Below are 16,659 nucleotides of genomic sequence, written 5' to 3' on the forward strand. Positions count from 1 at the left end.
TGCGCTGGTGCCCATGGCGCAAGCGTATCGGGCGCTCGGCGGGGCGCGGGTAGGGTCGGGGACAGGAGGTCAGAACATGGCTATTGCACGACTGCACGGAGGCCCGCTCGACGGGCAGACCCTTCCGCTGGACGATGAGACGTCGGACCGGCTGATCCTTCCCTACAGCGAGACGCAGGTCGTCTACGAGCGAGCCGGCGCCGCCGAGAACACCGGCGAGGGCGACGGTCCGACCTCGTCCGAGTTCCACTTCGTCGAGGCCGAGGACGACATCGCCCCTTCGGCCGACGAGCGGGACGATCGCGTCACCGGTGACGACTGAGCCGCGCAGCTCGATCGAGATCGAGCGCAAGTACGACGTCGACGCCGAGACACCGCTGCCCGACTGGTCGGCGCTGCCCGGCGTCGCCGTCGTCGGCGCGGCCGAGCCTCGCGCGCTCGACGCCTCCTACCTCGACACCGTCGACGGGCGGCTGGCGGCTGCCGGTACGGCGCTGCGACGCCGTACCGGAGGTCCGGATGCGGGGTGGCACATCAAGCGAACCACCCCCGAGGGCAAACACGAGACGCAGTGGCCGCTCGACGAGGTCGTACCCGGTCAGCCTCTGCACGTCCCCGAACCGATCCTCCGCGAGCTGACGGCCGTCGCGTCGCCGCCGTACGAGGTGATCGCGCGGATCCGCAACGCGCGAACGGCGTTCGCGCTGCTCGATGCGTCGGGCGGCGTCGTCGCCGAGTTCGTCGACGACCGGGTCACCGCGACCGATGTCGGCTCCGGCCGCGAGAGCTCGTGGCGGGAATGGGAGCTCGAGCTCGGACCCGCCGCACCCTCGCCCTCTCGCATCGACGACTTCTTCCGAGCCGCCGACGAGCTCGTGCGCGCCGTCGGGGGAGTTCCTGCGGCATCCGGATCGAAGCTCGCCCGCGCCCTCGGCCGCTGATCCGACCGCGGTGCCGAATCGGCGCACCGACCCGACCGACACGAAAGCACCGCCGGCGAGCCGGGCGGTGCTTTCGTGTCGAGACCGGGGAGGTCAGAGGTTGATCATGTGCCCCGCGAGACCGTGGAAGGCCTCCTGCAGGCCCTCCGAGAGCGTCGGGTGGGTGTGGACGTTGCGCGCCGCCTCCAGAGCGGTCAGGTCCCACTTCTGAGCGAGGGTCAGCTCAGGCAGGAGCTCCGAGACGTCGGGACCGATGAGGTGGCCGCCGAGGAGCTCGAGGTGCTCGGCGTCGGCGATGAGCTTGACGAAGCCGACCGGCTCGCCCAGGCCGTTGGCCTTGCCGTTGGCGGAGAACGGGAACTTCGCGACCTTGACGTCGTAACCCGCGTCACGCGCCTGCTGCTCGGTGAGTCCGAACGACGCGATCTGAGGCGAGCAGAACGTGGCACGGGGCATGTTGCGGTAGTCGCCGAGCGTCTGGGTCTCGGCGCCGCCGATCGTCTCGGCGGCCACGACGCCCTGCGCCTCGGCGACGTGGGCGAGCTGGAGCTTGGCGGTGACGTCGCCGATCGCGTAGACGCCCTCGACGTTCGTGCGCATGTGGTCGTCGATGTCGATCGCACCGCGCTCGGTGAGCTTCACGCCGGTGTTCTCGAGGCCGAAGCCCTCGACGCGGGGAGCGAAGCCGATCGACATCAGCACCCGATCGGTCTCGATCGTCTTCTTCTCGCCGTCGGCGTTGGCCGAGTACGTCACGGTGACCTTGTCGCCCGCGTCGTCGATCTGCTCGACCTTGGTCGAGGTGAGGATCTCGATGCCGTACTTCTTGTACTGCTTCTGGATCTCCTTCGAGACTTCGACGTCCTCGTTGGGCAGGGCCCGGTCGAGGAACTCGATGATGGTGACCTTCACGCCGTAGTTCGACATGACGAACGCGAACTCCATGCCGATCGCGCCGGCACCGACGATGACGAGCGAGCCGGGGAGCTCGCGGTTGAGGATCTGCTCCTCGTAGGTCACGACGTTCTCGCTCAGCTGCACGCCCGGCAGCAGTCGCACGGTCGAGCCGGTGGCGATGATCACGTTGTCGAAGGTGACGGTCTCCTGCGAGCCGTCCGCCTTGGTCACCTGGATCGACTTCGCGTCGATGAAGGAGCCTCGGCCCTCGTACTCGGTGACCTTGTTCTTCTTCATCAGGAAGTGGATGCCCTTGACGTGCGTCTCGGCGACCTTGCGGCTGCGGTCGAACGCGCTGCCGAAGTCGAAGTGCACGTCACCGCTGATGCCGAACAGCTCGGCCTTGTGGTTGAACGTGTGGGCGAGGTCGGCGTTCTTCAGCAGCGACTTGGAGGGGATGCAGCCGACGTTCAGGCACACGCCTCCCCAGTACTTCTCTTCGATGATCGCGACGGACTGTCCGAGCTGCGCAGCGCGAACAGCTGCGACGTACCCGCCGGGGCCCGCGCCGAGGATGACGACGTTGTAGTGAGGCATGCTCTCAGCCTAGTCCTCGGTGCGTCGGCGGGATGCCGCGACGAGGGCGGCGATCAGCGCCGTCACGCCACCGGCGGCGGCTACGGAGACGACGACCCAGAAGGCAGGCGGGAGGCCCTCGCCGTCCGTCGTCTCGGGTGCCGCGTCGGGCGCTGCCGACGGGGCCTGGGCAGGGTCTCCCGCGACGAAGGAGTACTCGCCCGACACGGGGTGTCCGTCGCTCGAGACGACGCGCCAGCGCACGGTGATCGTGCCCTGGCTGTCGCCGACGAGGGGCTGGGTGATCCGCGTGCCGTCGAGCTGGGGGGTGCCCTCGGCGAGCTCGGCCCCGGCGGCGTCGGTCGCCGAGATCGCGTTGACCCCGGTTTCGTCGATCAGGACGCCGCTGAAGGTCAGCGTGAGCTCGTCGGGGAGCTCGGCGACGGTGCTGTCGGCGGCCGGGTCCGAGGCGACCAGCTCGTCGTGAGCGAACGCGGGGGATGCCGCGGCCGTCGCCGCGAGTCCGAGGAGCAGGCCGGCGATCGCCAGCAGGCGGGGGCGGGAGGAAGGGGTGCGCTGAGACATCGATCCGACCCTATCCGCGCCGGCTGCGACCCCGCTCGGCGAGAGGGGGAACCCGCGTTCGCGCGGGCGCCGTGATCCGTTAGGCTGGCCCCGAAGAGGAGGACACTGTGGACGACAAGGATCGAGACGTCGACGACATCCGACGCGAGCCCGACCGCACGCCGCACAGCGGTTCCTCGGACACGACGCAGACGTTCGGGCATGACCTCGACCTGTCGTTCGTGCCGTTCGGGGCCGACCTCACCGCGGTCGAGCGCGATGCCATTCAGGCGCTTCCGGAGCGCGCGGCTCTGCTGCTCGTGCGTTCGGGGCCGACGGCCGGTGCCCGCTACCTGCTCGACACCGACGTGACGACCGTGGGTCGCCACCCCGAGGCCGACATCTTCTTCGACGACGTCACCGTCTCGCGCCGTCACGCCGAGATCACCCGCACCGGCTCGGCGTTCGAGATCGTCGATCAGCGATCGCTCAACGGCACCTACGTCAACGGTGAGCGCGTGGATCGTGCCGTCCTCTCGGACGGCGCGGAACTGCGGGTCGGCAAGTTCCGCCTGAACTTCTTCATCTCGCCCCTCGACCGCGCCCAGGCGTCGGGAGCGTGAGCTCCGCCTCCGCAGCCCGCAGCCGCTCCGCGGCGGCGGGACATCTGAGCATCGGTCAGGTGCTCGCGCGTCTGAGCCCCGAGTTCCCCGCGCTCAGCTCGAGCAAGCTCCGCTACCTCGAGGATCAGGGCATCGTCACCCCGACCCGCACCGGTTCGGGGTACCGCAAGTTCTCGTCGGCCGACGTCGAGAGGCTGCGAACCGCCCTGACGCTCCAGCGCGATCACTACATGCCCCTCGCACGGATCCGCGAATACCTCGACACCGCCGGCACCGAGGGGATGCCGCCCGCTGCGCCGGCCTCGATCGTCGCCCACCGCCGCTACCGCCGCGACGAGCTCGTCGAACAGGCCGCCGCCACCCCGGCGCTCCTCGGCGACGCCGTGTCGGCGGGGCTGCTTCCCGCCGCCGACACGTATGACGACCGGGCACTGGCGCTGCTGCGCACTCTCGTCGCGCTCGATCGGCACGGCATCGGCCCGCGCCACCTGCGCACGGTCCGCCAGGCCGCCGAGCGCGATGTCGCCCTCGTCGAGACGGCGCTCGCGCCCCTGCTCCGTCGCACCGACTCGACGTCGCGAGGACGCGCGCACGAGCTCGCGCCCGAGCTCGTGCGACGGCTGGACGAGGTGCGCACCGCGTTCGTCCAGACCGCGATCGACCGACTGCCGCGATGAGGCTCCCGCGACACGCCGCCCTCTCGACGCGGATGTCGTTGCCGCACCGGCATCCCTCATCTAGCGTGGTACCAACCCGACCGTCCCGCAGGAGGCCCAGATGACCGCGCACGATTCGCTCGGCGAGCCGCGGTTCACGACCGACCTGCTCTTCACCGACGGCTTGCCGCAGATGGACGACGAAGTCGGCTACCGCGGCGCACAGGCGGCGCGTGCCGCCGGCATCACCTATCGGCAGCTCGACTACTGGGCACGCACCGAGCTGGTCGAGCCGACCGTCCGCGGCGCGAGCGGTTCAGGGTCGCAGCGTCTGTACGGGTTCCGCGACATCCTCGTCCTGAAGCTCGTCAAGCGCCTGCTCGACACCGGCATCTCACTCCAGCAGATCAGGGTGGCCGTCGATCAGCTGCGCGCCGCCGGTATCCGCGACCTCGCCGGAACCACCCTCATGAGCGACGGCGCGTCGGTCTACCTCTGCACCTCGAACGACGAGGTGATCGACCTCGTCAGCCGGGGACAGGGCGTCTTCGGCATCGCCGTGGGCAAGGTCCTCCGTGAGGTCGAGTCCACTCTCGTCGAGTTCGACCCGCAGTCGCCCGACCCGGTCGACGAGCTGGCGGCCCGGCGCTCGGTCCGCAGCGCCTGAGGCGTCTCGGCCCGTCGCGCGACGCGCGATGACAGACCCGCGACACAGCAGAAGCCCGGCGCACGTTCTCGTGCGGCCGGGCCCGTCTGCGTCGTCGGTGCGCGAGCGTCAGCTCTGCGCGGCGGCAGGCGTCTCGCCCGCGACCGCGATGCGGCCGGTCCGCAGAACGCGGTCGAGAAGCGCGTCGAAGTCGGAGGCGAGCTCCTGAGCCGAGTCTCCCGGCCAGATGTGCAGCGGCTTCGCCGCGCCCTGGGCCTGTTGCAGCGAGGTGCGCTCGGGCAACTGGGGCGACAGCACGAGCGGGCCGAACATGTCGCGCAGCTCCTTGATGCGGAACTGGTGCTCGATCGACTGCGGGCGCACGCGATTGACGACGATGCCGAGCGGCTGCAGGCGGGGAGAAAGACCGCGCCGGATCTCCTCGATCGCGCGGAGGGCGCGGTCGGCTGCGGCGACGGAGAACAGGCCGGGCTCGGTCACGACGATCACGCGGTCACTCGCGGCCCACGCCGTGCGCGTGAGGGCGTTGAGGGAGGGCGCGCAGTCGATCAGGACGAGGTCGTAATCGGCCTCGATCGTGGCGAGCGCCTCTTCGAGCTTCCACACATCGCGGACGCTGGGGTGCGGTCCGTCGAAGTTGATGGCCGACGGGCTGCCGATCAGGACATCGATCGTGCCGGGGTGCACCTTGGCCCAGCCGCTCGAGGTGATGGCCTGCCGGACCACCTTCTCCTTGGGATTGGCGAGGACATCGGCGACGTTGAGTCGGCCGGCGACCTGGATGTCCATCCCCGTCGACACGTCGGACTGCGGATCGAGATCGACGACCAACGTCCGGACCCCGCGGGCGAACGCGGCGGATGCGAGCCCCAAGGTGACCGTGGTCTTGCCGACCCCGCCCTTGAGCGAGCTGACGGAAAGTACGTGCACGAGGCTCTACGTTACCGTCCCCTAGGCTGTGAGGGTATTCGAGCCCTCGTGCGGCACCGTCGCCGCGCGTCTCACTCCTGCGAGGTGAGCATGTTCCGAAAGATCCTGGTCGCCAACCGCGGCGAGATCGCCATCCGCGCCTTTCGAGCGGCGTTCGAGTTGGGGGCGCGCACCGTCGCGGTCTATCCGCACGAGGATCGCTACTCGCTGCACCGGTTGAAAGCCGACGAGGCCTACCCGATCGGCACGAAGGGTCACCCGGTGCGCGCGTACCTCGACGTCGACGAGATCGTTCGTGTGGCGCGCGAGAGCGGAGCCGACGCGATCTATCCCGGGTACGGGTTCCTCTCGGAGAACCCCGAGCTGGCCGCGCGCGCGGCGGAGGCGGGCATCGCCTTCATCGGGCCGTCGGCGGGCGTGCTCGAGATGGCCGGCAACAAGGTCACCGCCAAACGTCACGCCATCGCCGCCGGCGTCCCGGTGCTGCGTTCGACCGATGCATCCGATGACATCGACGCCCTGGTCGCCGAGGCCGTCGACATCGGGTTCCCCATCTTCGTCAAGGCGGTCGCCGGCGGCGGCGGGCGCGGCATGCGTCGCGTCGCGACCCCCGAGGCGCTCGCGCCCGCGCTGTCGGAAGCCATGCGCGAGGCCGCCAGTGCCTTCGGAGACGCGCGCGTGTTCCTCGAGCAGGCGGTGCAGCGACCGCGCCATGTCGAAGTGCAGATCCTCGCGGACGCGACCGGTGCCACCGTGCACCTCTTCGAACGGGACTGCTCGGTGCAGCGGAGGCATCAGAAGGTCATCGAGATCGCCCCGGCGCCCAACCTCGACGACACCACGCGCGCCGACCTCCATCGGCACGCGATCGCATTCGCCGAGTCGATCGGCTACGAGAACGCGGGAACCGTGGAGTTCCTGCTCGAGACGGCCGGGCCGCGCGCGGGCGAGGTGGTGTTCATCGAGATGAATCCGCGCATCCAGGTGGAGCACACCGTGACCGAGGAGGTGACGGACGTCGACCTCGTCCAGTCCCAGATGCGCATCGCCGCCGGTGAGACGCTGCGGGACCTCGGACTGATGCAGGAGGACATCCGGTTGCGAGGAGCGGCGCTGCAGTGCCGCATCACCACGGAGGACCCGGCGCAGGGCTTCCGTCCCGACACGGGGAAGATCACCACCTACCGTTCGCCGGGAGGTGCCGGCATCCGCCTCGACGGCGGTACGACGGCCGCCGGCTCGCAGGTGAGCCCGCACTTCGATTCGATGCTCGCCAAGCTCACGTGCCGTGGTCGCGACTTCGAGGCGGCGGTGGTGCGCTCGCGGCGGGCGCTGGCGGAGTTCCGCATCCGCGGCGTCTCGACGAACATCCCCTTCCTCCAGCAGGTACTCGACGACCCGGCGTTCGAGCGAGGCGACCTCAGCACCGCCTTCATCGACGAACGGCCGGAACTGCTCGATGGTCGCCCGTCGAAGGACCGCGGCTCGAAGATCCTCGGATGGCTGGCCGAGACCACGGTCAACCGTCCGCATGGATCCGCGCCGCACACCGTCGAGCCCCGTTCCAAGCTGCCGCTGGTCGATTCGACCACCGCCCCCGCTCCGGGATCCCGTCAGCGCCTCCTCGATCTCGGGCCGGCCGGTTTCGCGCGCGCGCTGCGAGAGCAGACGGCGCTCGCGGTCACAGAGACGACGTTCCGCGACGCGCACCAGTCGCTCCTGGCCACCCGGGTGCGCACGAAGGATCTCGTCGCCGTCGCCCCGGCGGTGTCGCGCCTGACCCCGCAGCTGCTCTCGGTCGAGGCCTGGGGCGGCGCGACCTATGACGTCGCGCTGCGGTTTCTGGGCGAGGACCCGTGGGAGCGTCTCGACAAGCTGCGCACCGCTCTGCCCAACATCGCCATCCAGATGCTGCTGCGAGGCCGCAACACCGTCGGATACACGCCCTATCCCACCGCGGTGACCGAGGCTTTCGTCGCGGAGGCGGCCGATGCCGGCATCGACATCTTCCGGATCTTCGACGCCCTGAACGACGTGTCGCAGATGCGCCCGGCCATCGACGCCGTGCTGGCAACGGGGAGCACCGTCGCCGAGGTCGCCCTCTGCTACACGGGCGACCTGATCGATCCGCGCGAGGAGCTCTACACGCTCGACTACTACCTCGGGTTGGCTGAGCAGATCGTCGATGCCGGCGCCCATGTCATCGCGATCAAGGACATGGCCGGACTGCTGCGCCCCGCGGCCGCGGCGCGGCTCGTGACGGCGCTGCGCGAGAACTTCGACGTCCCCGTCCACGTCCACACCCACGACACCGCCGGCGGCCAGCTCGCCACGCTCCTGGCCGCCGCTGCGTCCGGTGCCGACGCCGTCGACGCGGCGTCGGCACCCATGGCCGGCACGACGAGCCAGCCCTCCCTCTCGGCGCTGGTCGCAGCGCTCGCCCACACCGAGCGGGACACCGGTCTCGATCTCGACGCGGTGTCGGACCTCGAGCCGTACTGGGAGGCGGTGCGGCATCTGTACCGCCCGTTCGAGTCGGGCCTGCCCGGGCCGACGGGGCGGGTGTACCGGCACGAGATCCCCGGCGGTCAGCTCTCGAACCTGCGGCAGCAGGCCATCGCGCTCGGCCTCGCCGACGACTTCGAGCTCATCGAGGACATGTACGCCGCCGCCGACCGCATCCTCGGGCGCGTGCCCAAGGTCACGCCGTCGTCCAAGGTCGTGGGCGACCTCGCGCTCCACCTGGCCGCCGTCAAGGCCGACCCGGCCGCCTTCGCCGCCGACCCGAGGGCCTACGACATCCCCGAGTCGGTCGTGGGCTTCATGGCGGGGGAGCTGGGCGATCTGCCGGGCGGGTGGCCCGAGCCGTTCCGCTCCAAGGTTCTCGCCGGCCGCACGGTGCGACCCGGCGTCGCCGAGCTGACGGCGGCGGAGTCGGCGGCCCTCGCGGGAGATTCCCCGACCCGGCGACGGGCCCTGAACACGCTGCTCTTCCCTGCCCCGACACGGGAGTTCGACCGCGTCCGCGACAGCTTCGGAGACCTCAGCGTGCTCGACACGGCGGACTACCTCTACGGTCTGGTCCCGGGGGCCGAGCATGTCGTCGAGATCGAGCGCGGCGTGCAGCTCTACGTCGGTCTCGAGGCCATCGGCGAGGCGGACGACAAGGGCATGCGCACCGTCATGGCCACCCTCAACGGTCAGCTGCGGCCGGTGTTCGTCCGAGACCGCTCCATCAGCGTCGAGGCACGTCAGGCCGAGAAGGCCGACACCTCGATCCCCGGACACGTCGCGGCTCCGTTCTCGGGCGTCGTGACGCTCAAGGCGGCTGTCGGCGAGACCGTCGCCGCGGGCCAACCGGTCGCGTCGATCGAGGCGATGAAGATGGAGGCCGCCATCACCGCACCCGTCGCCGGGGTGGTGGATCGGCTCGTCGTCGGCGGCACCGCGCAGGTCGAGGCCGGAGACCTTTTGGTCGTCATCCGGCGTGGCGAGTAGCCTAAGGGGTCGGGCGCGAGCTCGAGACCCTGGAGTGGACGCAGCACAACATGCCTGAGCGCAACGAGAATCAGCCTGACGAGAACGACCCCGCGGTCCTCGTCGACGGCGGGAGCATCCATACGACCGCGATCGGCATCATCGGGGGCACGGCCCAGGTCGATGTGGCCCTGCCCGCCGATGACGAGGACGTCGATGACGACGACGTCGTCGACGGCGAGGTCGCCGACGAGCAGATCGCGACCGGCGACATCCCCCTGGGGACAGCCGCGCCCTCGGCGCAGGCCTCCGATCCGGACGCGCCGGACGACGACGGCGAGGCGGATGCCGACGCCGCTCCGGCGGCCGAGGACGCCGAGGCGCCCGCGGAGTCGGAGCACGGGCCCGTGGAGCTGACGGACGGAGACGAGCGCGCCGAGGCGCCCGACGCGCGCGTCGACACCTCCGAGGTCATCGTGGCGACGATAGACGGAGACGACGGGACCGGCGCGCACGCCGTCGTCGAGCCGGCGGCGGCCGTGACCGACACGCCGGACGAGGGCGACGCACCCGACGCAGGCTCCGACACGCCGTCCGGCACCGTCGTGGCCACGGTCGTCCCGACGGCCACCGTGATCACGGGATCCGTGCCGACGACCCGCCGGGAGGCGCATCAGGCCGCCGAGCAGGTGCGCCACGCGACCGAACGCGTGCAGGTCGTCCGTCCGGCAGAGCCCGTGCTCCAGTCGCGGCGCATCGGCGACCTCGAGCCCGGCCGCGAATCCGCCGATCTCCTCACGGCCGAGCGGCTGCTCGATCCGTCGCAGGTCGTCCGTGCCGAGCCCGAGGGCCGGTGGCAGCGCTTCGTCTACACCGTCTCGGGTCACCGCATCAACCTCGGCGACGGCAAGCGGGCACGATCGCGCAAGGAGCTCGACCGTCGCATCTCGGCTCCGCTGGCCGGCGGCGCGAAGTTCGTGCCGGTGCTCTCCCGCAAGGGGGGCGTCGGCAAGACGACCGTCACGACGCTCCTGGGCATGGCGCTCGCCGATGCGCGCGACGATCGGGTCATCGCGATCGACGCCAACCCCGACCGCGGCACCCTGGCCGACCGCATCTCCCGCACGAGCGGCAAGACCGTCCGCGATCTCGTGCGCACCAGCGGCGAGGTCGTGGGGTTCAACGACCTGTCCTCGGTCGTCGCGCGCGACGAGACGCGCCTCGACGTCCTGGCCTCCGACACCGATCCGCACGTGTCCGAGGCGTTCAGCGATCATGACTACGAGAACGTCGCCGCGATCGCCGCGCACTACTACTCGATCGTGCTCACCGACACCGGCACCGGCATCGTCCACTCCGTGATGGGCGCCACGCTCGGGCTCTCCGATCAGATCGTGGTCGTCGCCGGGCTCTCCGTCGACGAGGCTCGGCTGGCGTCCGAGACGCTGACGTGGCTCGAGTCCAACGGGTTCGCCGACGCTGTCAAAAGCGCGGTCGTCGTGCTCAACACCTCGCGTCCGGGCACTCCCATGGTGCGTGCGGACGAGCTCGAGACGCACTTCGGCTCTCGGGTGCGTTCGGTCGTGCGGATTCCGTACGACCCGCACCTCGCGGCCGGAAGCGCGGTCACCTTCCGCGACCTCGACCCGGCGACCCGCGAGGCGGCGCGCAAGCTCGCCGCCAGCGTGGTCGAAGGCCTCCGTCTCTCAGCCGCGGCCGCCTGACATGGCCGTCCGTAACATCCGTTTCTTCGGCGACCCCGTTCTGAAGTCGCCGGCGGCACGCATCACCGCCATCGACGACGGCGTCCGCTCGCTGGTGCGCGACCTCCTCGAGACCGTCGAGCTGCCCGGCCGGGCGGGAGTCGCGGCGCCGCAGATCGGCGTGGGGCTGCGCGCGTTCAGCTACAACGTCGACGGGGTCATCGGCTACATCCTCAACCCGCGGCTCGTCGAGGCGTCCGGCGAGCCGTCGCTGATCGGCGAGGGTTGCCTGTCGGTGCCGGGCCTGTGGCACGACACGCTCCGGCATCCCTACGCGCGAGCCGTCGGGATGGATCTCGACGGGGAGGAGCTCGTGCTCGAGGGCGAGGGGCTCATGGCTCAGGCGCTCCAGCACGAGTGCGATCACCTCGACGGCATCCTCTACCTCGATCGGCTGACGCCCGCGGAGCGGCGGGTCGCGATGCGCGAGGTTCGCGAGTCGTCCTGGTTCTGACACGCACGGCCGAGACGAGCAGGGCCCCGGGATGACGTCCATCCGCGGGGCCCTCGTCGTTTCGGCGGTTCAGCCGAGAGGGACGTTGCTGGTCTTGACCGGCTCGTCGTAGATCGCGGAGATGTCGCCGGCGAAGTCGGTGAGGATGACGTTGCGCTTGATGCTCATCTTCGGAGTCAGGTGACCGCTCGCCTCGGTCCACTCGGTGTCGAGGATCGTGAACTTGCGGATCGACTCGGCGCGCGAGACGTTGCCGTTGGCCTCGTCGATCGCGCGCTGGACCTCTGCTCGAACCGCGTCGTTCTTCGCGGCGTCGGTGAGTGACATGTCGCCAGGCAGGTTGTTGTTCGCGAGCCAGGTCGGCAGCATCTCGGGGTCGAGCGTGACGAGAGCGGAGATGAACGGCTTCTGGTCGCCGACGACGACGACCTGCCCGACGATGGGATTCGCGCGGATCGGGTCCTCGAGCACGGCGGGCGCCACGTTCTTGCCACCGGCGGTGACGATGATCTCCTTCTTGCGTCCGGTGATGGTGAGGAAGCCGTCGGCGTCGAAGGACCCGATGTCGCCGGTCTTGAACCAGCCGTCGCGGAACACCTCGGCGGTCGCCTCGGGGTTGCGCCAGTACTCCGCGAACACGTTGATGCCGCGGACCTCGACCTCGCCGTCCTCACCCAGACGCACGCCGACTCCCGGAAGCACAGGTCCGACCGTGCCGATCTTCGACTTGGTGGCCAGGTTCACCGTCGCGGGCGCCGTGGTCTCGGTGAGCCCATACCCCTCGAGGATGGTCACGCCGAGGCTGTGGAAGAAGTGTCCGAGCCGAGGGCCCAGCGGCGCCGATCCCGACACCGCGTACACGACCCGACCGCCCATGGCGGCGCGGAGCTTGCCGTAGACGAGCTTGTCGAAGAGGCGGAACTTCAGCTTCGTCGCGAGCGGGACCTTCTTGCCCTCCTGCTGGAGTCGCGAGTGGTCGACCGCGACGTGCGCGGCAGCGCGGAAGATCTTGCCCTTGCCGCCGGCCTCGGCCTTCTGCTCGGCGGAGTTGTAGACCTTCTCGAAGACGCGGGGAACCGCGAGCAGGAACGTGGGCCGGAAGGTGCCGAGCGCCGGAAGCAACTGCTTCGTGTCGGGCTGGTGGCCGGTCTTGACACCGGCGTGCACGCAGAGGATCGAGATGAAGCGGGCGAAGACGTGCGCGGTTGTGATGAACAGGAGGGTCGACGCGCCCTCGGGGTGGGTCATGACCTCTTTCATCGCCTCGCCCGAGTTGCGCGCGAGCTCGACGAAGTTGCTGTGCGTGAGCACGCATCCCTTGGGCCGGCCGGTGGAGCCCGACGTGTAGATGAGGGTGGCGATGTCGGAGCCGACGGCGAGGTTGCGGCGACGCTCGATCTCGTCGTCCGCGACCTGTGCGCCGCCCGCGCGCAGGGTGTCGAGGTCGCCGGACGCCATCGTCCAGACCTCGCGCACCAGGGGCACGTCGGCGCGGATCTCGGCGACCCGTGCCGCGTGATCCGCCGACTCGGCGATGACCGTCGTCGCCCCGGAATCGGTGAGGATCCAGGAGATCTGCGACGACGAGCTCGTCTCGTACACCGGGACCATGACGGCGCCGGCGAAGAACAGGGCGAAGTCGACGAGCGTCCAGTCGTAGGTCGTCCGGGCGATGAAGGCCACCTTGTCGCCGGGCTCGACCCCGGCGGCGACGAACCCCTTGGCCAGGGCGATCACCTCGCGTTGGAATTCGGCGGCTGAGATGTCGCGCCAAGCCCCGTTCTCGGGCACCGCGAACAGCGCTCGGGAGGGGCTGGCCTTCACACGCTCGACGAGAAGGTCGGAGATGTTCGCGCTGGGGTCGGCGGGGATGATGGCGGGGACGTCGAATTGGACGGCGCTCATGAGCGGCAACTCCTTCGGTACCGGAAGCGTCTGGCAGGGTACAGCCACTCTAGTGCGGCCGCCCCGCGGTCCGCCCGCGGACGGGCGAGCGGCCGCACTAGACTTCTCGGGGCGCCCGCCGAGCGGCCGGCGGGAAGGGGCGACGCGTGCTCAATATCGGCATCGACATCGGCGGGACCAAGATCGCCGGGGGCGTGGTCTCCGCCGACGGATCGATCGTCGACCGCATCCGCGTCGACACCCCCACCGACACCGACGACCTCGCCGGCGCCGTGGCCGACATGGTCCGGCACTTCCGGGAATCGCACGAGGTGACCGCGGTCGGTGTGGCCGCCGCCGGCTTCCTCGACCGCACGCGATCGATCATGCGGCACGCGCCCAACATCGACTGGGTCGAGCACCCGCTGCGCGCAGAACTCGAGTCCCGGGTCGGCGTCCGCGTCGTGCTGGAGAACGACGCGAACGCCGCCGGATGGGCCGAGTACCGTTTCGGCGCGGGTCGCGGCAGCTCCAACATGGTGATGCTCACGCTCGGAACCGGAGTCGGGGGAGCAGTCATCATCGACGGCCAGCTCCTGATCGGCGGGCGCGGAGCAGCCGGCGAGCTCGGCCACGTCCGCTTCGAGCGCGGCGGCCGCCTGTGCGGTTGCGGTCTGCACGGGTGCCTCGAGCAGTACGCCTCGGGCCGCGCGCTGCAGCGCGAGGCGATCGACATCTCCACCGACCCCGACCTCGGCGCCGCCCTCGCGCAGGTGCGCGATGAGCACGGGACGATCCCGGGCGACGCGATCTCCCGCCTCATCCTGGCCGACGACCCGGGCGCCGTGGAGGCGCTTCGCCGGGTCGCGACCGCGCTGGGTGAGTCCGCCGGCGGGTTCCAGGCCACGCTCGACCCCGAGATCTTCGTCATCGGCGGCGGTGTCGCCCAGCTGGGCGAGACGCTTCTCGGTCCGGTGCGCGAGACGTATCGAAGCGCACTTCCCGGTGGCGAGAACGCCGCTCCGGCCGATTTCGCGATCGCCACCCTCGGCAACGATGCCGGCATGATCGGCGTCGCCGACCTCGCCGGGGGGCGGTGAGCGGTGTTCTACTGGCTGATGAAGTACGTCTTCATCGGACCGGTCGTGAAGGCGATCTTCCGGCCGTGGATCGTGGGGCGCCGGAACGTCCCGGCCTCGGGTGCGGCGATCTTCGCCAGCAACCACCTCTCGGTCAGCGACTCGGTCTTCCTGCCGCTCATGATCGATCGTCCGATGTCGTTCCTCGCCAAGAGCGACTACTTCACCGGGACGGGCCTCAAGGGCTGGGCGACGCGGGTGTTCATGAAGGCGACGGGCCAGATCGCGATCGATCGCACGGGAGGCAAGGCCTCCGAGGCCTCGCTGAACACCGGACTCCAGGTGCTCGGGCGCGGTGACCTGCTGGGCATCTACCCCGAGGGGACGCGCAGCCCCGACGGCAAGCTGTACCGGGGACGCACGGGGCTGGCGCGGATGGCGCTCGAGGCCCGTGTGCCCGTCATCCCGGTGGTGATGGTCGACACGGACGCCGTGATGCCGATCGGTCGCAGCATCCCGCGTGTCGGCCGTGTCGGGATGGTCATCGGCGAACCGCTCGACTTCTCGCGATTCCAGGGCATGGAGGGCGACCGCTACGTACTGCGCTCGGTGACCGACGAGATCATGGTGGCCTTGCAGCGGCTCGGCGAGCAGCAGTACGACGACGTGTACGCCTCGTCGGTGAAGGAGCGGTCCGCCGCGACCCCCGAGTGAGGCGTCACACGGCCGACTGCTTCGTCCGCGCCGACTAGACTTGGCGCGTGCCTACGCTGGATTCTCTCGACTCGTGGCGCGATCTTCCCATCAAGCAGCAGCCGGCGTGGAACGCACCCGACGCCGTGGCCGCCGTTTCCGCTGAGATCGCGACGCTCCCGCCCCTCGTCTTCGCCGGAGAGGTCGACATCCTCCGCGAACGTCTCGCTCGCGCAGCATCGGGGGAGGCCTTCCTCCTGCAGGGCGGCGACTGCGCCGAGACCTTCGCGGGTGCGACGGCCGAGAAGATCCGCAACCGTGTCAAGACCGTGCTGCAGATGGCCGTCGTGCTCACCTACGGCGCGTCGATGCCCGTGGTGAAGATGGGCCGGATGGCTGGGCAGTTCGCCAAGCCCCGCTCGAGCGACACCGAGACGCGCGGCGACGTCACGCTGCCGGCCTACCGCGGCGACATCGTCAACGGCTACGACTTCACCGCCGCCTCGCGGCAGCCCGACCCCGCGCGTCTGCTCAAGGGCTACCACACGGCCGCCTCGACGCTCAATCTGGTCCGGGCCTTCACCCAGGGCGGTTTCGCCGACCTCCGCGAGGTGCACTCCTGGAACCGCGGCTTCGCCTCGAACCCGGCCAACGCCCGCTACGAGGGGCTGGCGGCCGAGATCGACCGCGCGATCAAGTTCATGGAGGCGGCGGGAGCCAACTTCGACGAGCTTCGCGGGGTGGAGTTCTACACCGGCCACGAGGGCCTGCTCATGGACTACGAGCGCCCGATGACGCGCATCGACTCGCGCACCAACACCCCGTACAACACCTCGTCCCACTTCCTGTGGATCGGGGAGCGCACGCGGGACCTCGACGGTGCGCACGTCGACTACTTCTCGAAGATCCGCAACCCGATCGGCGTGAAGCTGGGCCCCACCACGACCCCGGAGACCGCGCTCGCGCTCATCGACAAGCTCGACCCCGAGCGGGAGCCCGGCCGGCTCACCTTCATCACCCGGATGGGCGCGGGCAAGATCCGCGACGCGTTGCCGCCGCTGCTCGAGGCGGTCAAGAACTCCGGTGCGACGCCGCTGTGGGTCACCGATCCGATGCACGGCAACGGCATCACGACGCCGACCGGGTACAAGACCCGGCGGTTCGACGACGTCGTGGACGAGGTGCGCGGGTTCTTCGAAGCTCACCGCGCGGTCGGGACCTTCCCCGGCGGCATCCACGTCGAGCTCACCGGAGACGACGTCACCGAGTGCCTCGGCGGCTCCGAGATGATCGACGAGGCGACGCTGGCGACGCGGTACGAGAGCCTGTGCGACCCCCGACTCAATCACATGCAGAGCCTGGAGCTCGCCTTCCTCGTCGCCGAGGAGCTCGAGAAGCGCTAGCACCGGGCGACAGTCCGCATACGACTGCCCTGCCCCGCGGATCGACGCGGGG

15 protein-coding genes are annotated in these 16,659 nt (G+C 70.1%); 11 read left to right on the top strand and 4 right to left on the bottom strand.

The features are described 5' to 3' along the window. The first annotated feature begins 76 nt into the window (after positions 1 to 76). Complete coding sequence (locus tag HW566_RS14270; protein ID WP_178013953.1) at positions 77 to 322, top strand: response regulator; 246 nt, start codon at positions 77 to 79, stop codon at positions 320 to 322. Beyond that, positions 312 to 941, top strand: coding sequence for a CYTH domain-containing protein (locus HW566_RS14275; RefSeq protein ID WP_178013955.1), 630 nt, complete (start codon positions 312 to 314; stop codon positions 939 to 941). The genes HW566_RS14270 and HW566_RS14275 overlap by 11 nt, the downstream gene beginning before the upstream one ends. A 93-nt stretch (positions 942 to 1,034) precedes the next feature. Here the strand turns inward: HW566_RS14275 and lpdA are convergent, their stop codons facing one another. Continuing rightward, positions 1,035 to 2,435, bottom strand: coding sequence for a dihydrolipoyl dehydrogenase (gene lpdA / locus HW566_RS14280; RefSeq protein WP_178013957.1), 1,401 nt, complete (start codon positions 2,433 to 2,435; stop codon positions 1,035 to 1,037). A 9-nt stretch (positions 2,436 to 2,444) separates the two neighbouring features. Next, positions 2,445 to 2,999 (bottom strand): copper resistance CopC family protein, encoded by a 555-nt coding sequence (locus HW566_RS14285; protein WP_178013959.1) that lies wholly within the window; start codon positions 2,997 to 2,999, stop codon positions 2,445 to 2,447. A 137-nt stretch (positions 3,000 to 3,136) separates the two neighbouring features. On the opposite strand from HW566_RS14285, the gene HW566_RS14290 reads away from it, so the two are divergent. The 3 genes from HW566_RS14290 to HW566_RS14300 all read left to right on the top strand — a co-directional run bounded on the left by HW566_RS14290 (position 3,137) and on the right by HW566_RS14300 (position 4,924). Then, complete coding sequence (locus HW566_RS14290; protein WP_256728967.1) at positions 3,137 to 3,601, top strand: FHA domain-containing protein; 465 nt, start codon at positions 3,137 to 3,139, stop codon at positions 3,599 to 3,601. Next, positions 3,598 to 4,278: a transcriptional regulator FtsR gene (ftsR, locus tag HW566_RS14295; RefSeq protein ID WP_178013963.1), complete on the top strand. Its 681-nt coding sequence runs from the start codon at positions 3,598 to 3,600 to the stop codon at positions 4,276 to 4,278. The genes HW566_RS14290 and ftsR overlap by 4 nt, the downstream gene beginning before the upstream one ends. A gap of 100 nt (positions 4,279 to 4,378) precedes the next feature. Beyond that, a complete protein-coding gene (locus HW566_RS14300; RefSeq protein WP_178013965.1) occupies positions 4,379 to 4,924 on the top strand; it encodes a MerR family transcriptional regulator in 546 nt (181 codons plus the stop codon). Between the two features lie 108 nt (positions 4,925 to 5,032). Here HW566_RS14300 and HW566_RS14305 read toward each other — a convergent pair whose 3' ends face one another. Continuing rightward, positions 5,033 to 5,854, bottom strand: a complete 822-nt coding sequence (locus HW566_RS14305) for a ParA family protein (protein ID WP_178013967.1) — start codon at positions 5,852 to 5,854, stop codon at positions 5,033 to 5,035. Positions 5,855 to 5,944: 90 nt separating this feature from the next. On the opposite strand from HW566_RS14305, the gene HW566_RS14310 reads away from it, so the two are divergent. From HW566_RS14310 to def, 3 genes are read left to right on the top strand one after another with little or no spacing between them, the layout of a single operon-like run. Further along, entirely contained in the window at positions 5,945 to 9,352 is a 3,408-nt protein-coding gene (locus HW566_RS14310; RefSeq protein ID WP_178013969.1) for a pyruvate carboxylase, read from the top strand. Positions 9,353 to 9,402: 50 nt separating this feature from the next. Then, complete coding sequence (locus HW566_RS14315; protein ID WP_178013971.1) at positions 9,403 to 11,055, top strand: MinD/ParA family ATP-binding protein; 1,653 nt, start codon at positions 9,403 to 9,405, stop codon at positions 11,053 to 11,055. A gap of 1 nt (position 11,056) precedes the next feature. Then, entirely contained in the window at positions 11,057 to 11,548 is a 492-nt protein-coding gene (gene def, locus HW566_RS14320) for a peptide deformylase (RefSeq protein ID WP_178013973.1), read from the top strand. A gap of 69 nt (positions 11,549 to 11,617) precedes the next feature. On the opposite strand, the gene HW566_RS14325 is transcribed toward def, so the two are convergent. Further along, a complete protein-coding gene (locus HW566_RS14325) occupies positions 11,618 to 13,453 on the bottom strand; it encodes an AMP-dependent synthetase/ligase (protein WP_178013975.1) in 1,836 nt (611 codons plus the stop codon). 146 nt (positions 13,454 to 13,599) lie between these two features. On the opposite strand from HW566_RS14325, the gene HW566_RS14330 reads away from it, so the two are divergent. The 3 genes from HW566_RS14330 to HW566_RS14340 are packed head-to-tail and all read left to right on the top strand — an operon-like array spanning position 13,600 to position 16,607. Further along, complete coding sequence (locus tag HW566_RS14330; protein ID WP_178013977.1) at positions 13,600 to 14,532, top strand: ROK family protein; 933 nt, start codon at positions 13,600 to 13,602, stop codon at positions 14,530 to 14,532. A 3-nt stretch (positions 14,533 to 14,535) separates the two neighbouring features. Further along, positions 14,536 to 15,225, top strand: a complete 690-nt coding sequence (locus HW566_RS14335; protein WP_178013979.1) for a lysophospholipid acyltransferase family protein — start codon at positions 14,536 to 14,538, stop codon at positions 15,223 to 15,225. Between the two features lie 47 nt (positions 15,226 to 15,272). Continuing rightward, a complete protein-coding gene (locus tag HW566_RS14340) occupies positions 15,273 to 16,607 on the top strand; it encodes a class II 3-deoxy-7-phosphoheptulonate synthase (RefSeq protein WP_178013981.1) in 1,335 nt (444 codons plus the stop codon). The last annotated feature ends 52 nt before the right edge of the window (positions 16,608 to 16,659 follow it).

The sequence above is a fragment of the Microbacterium oleivorans genome, assembly GCF_013389665.1.
GTDB lineage: Bacteria > Actinomycetota > Actinomycetes > Actinomycetales > Microbacteriaceae > Microbacterium > Microbacterium oleivorans_C.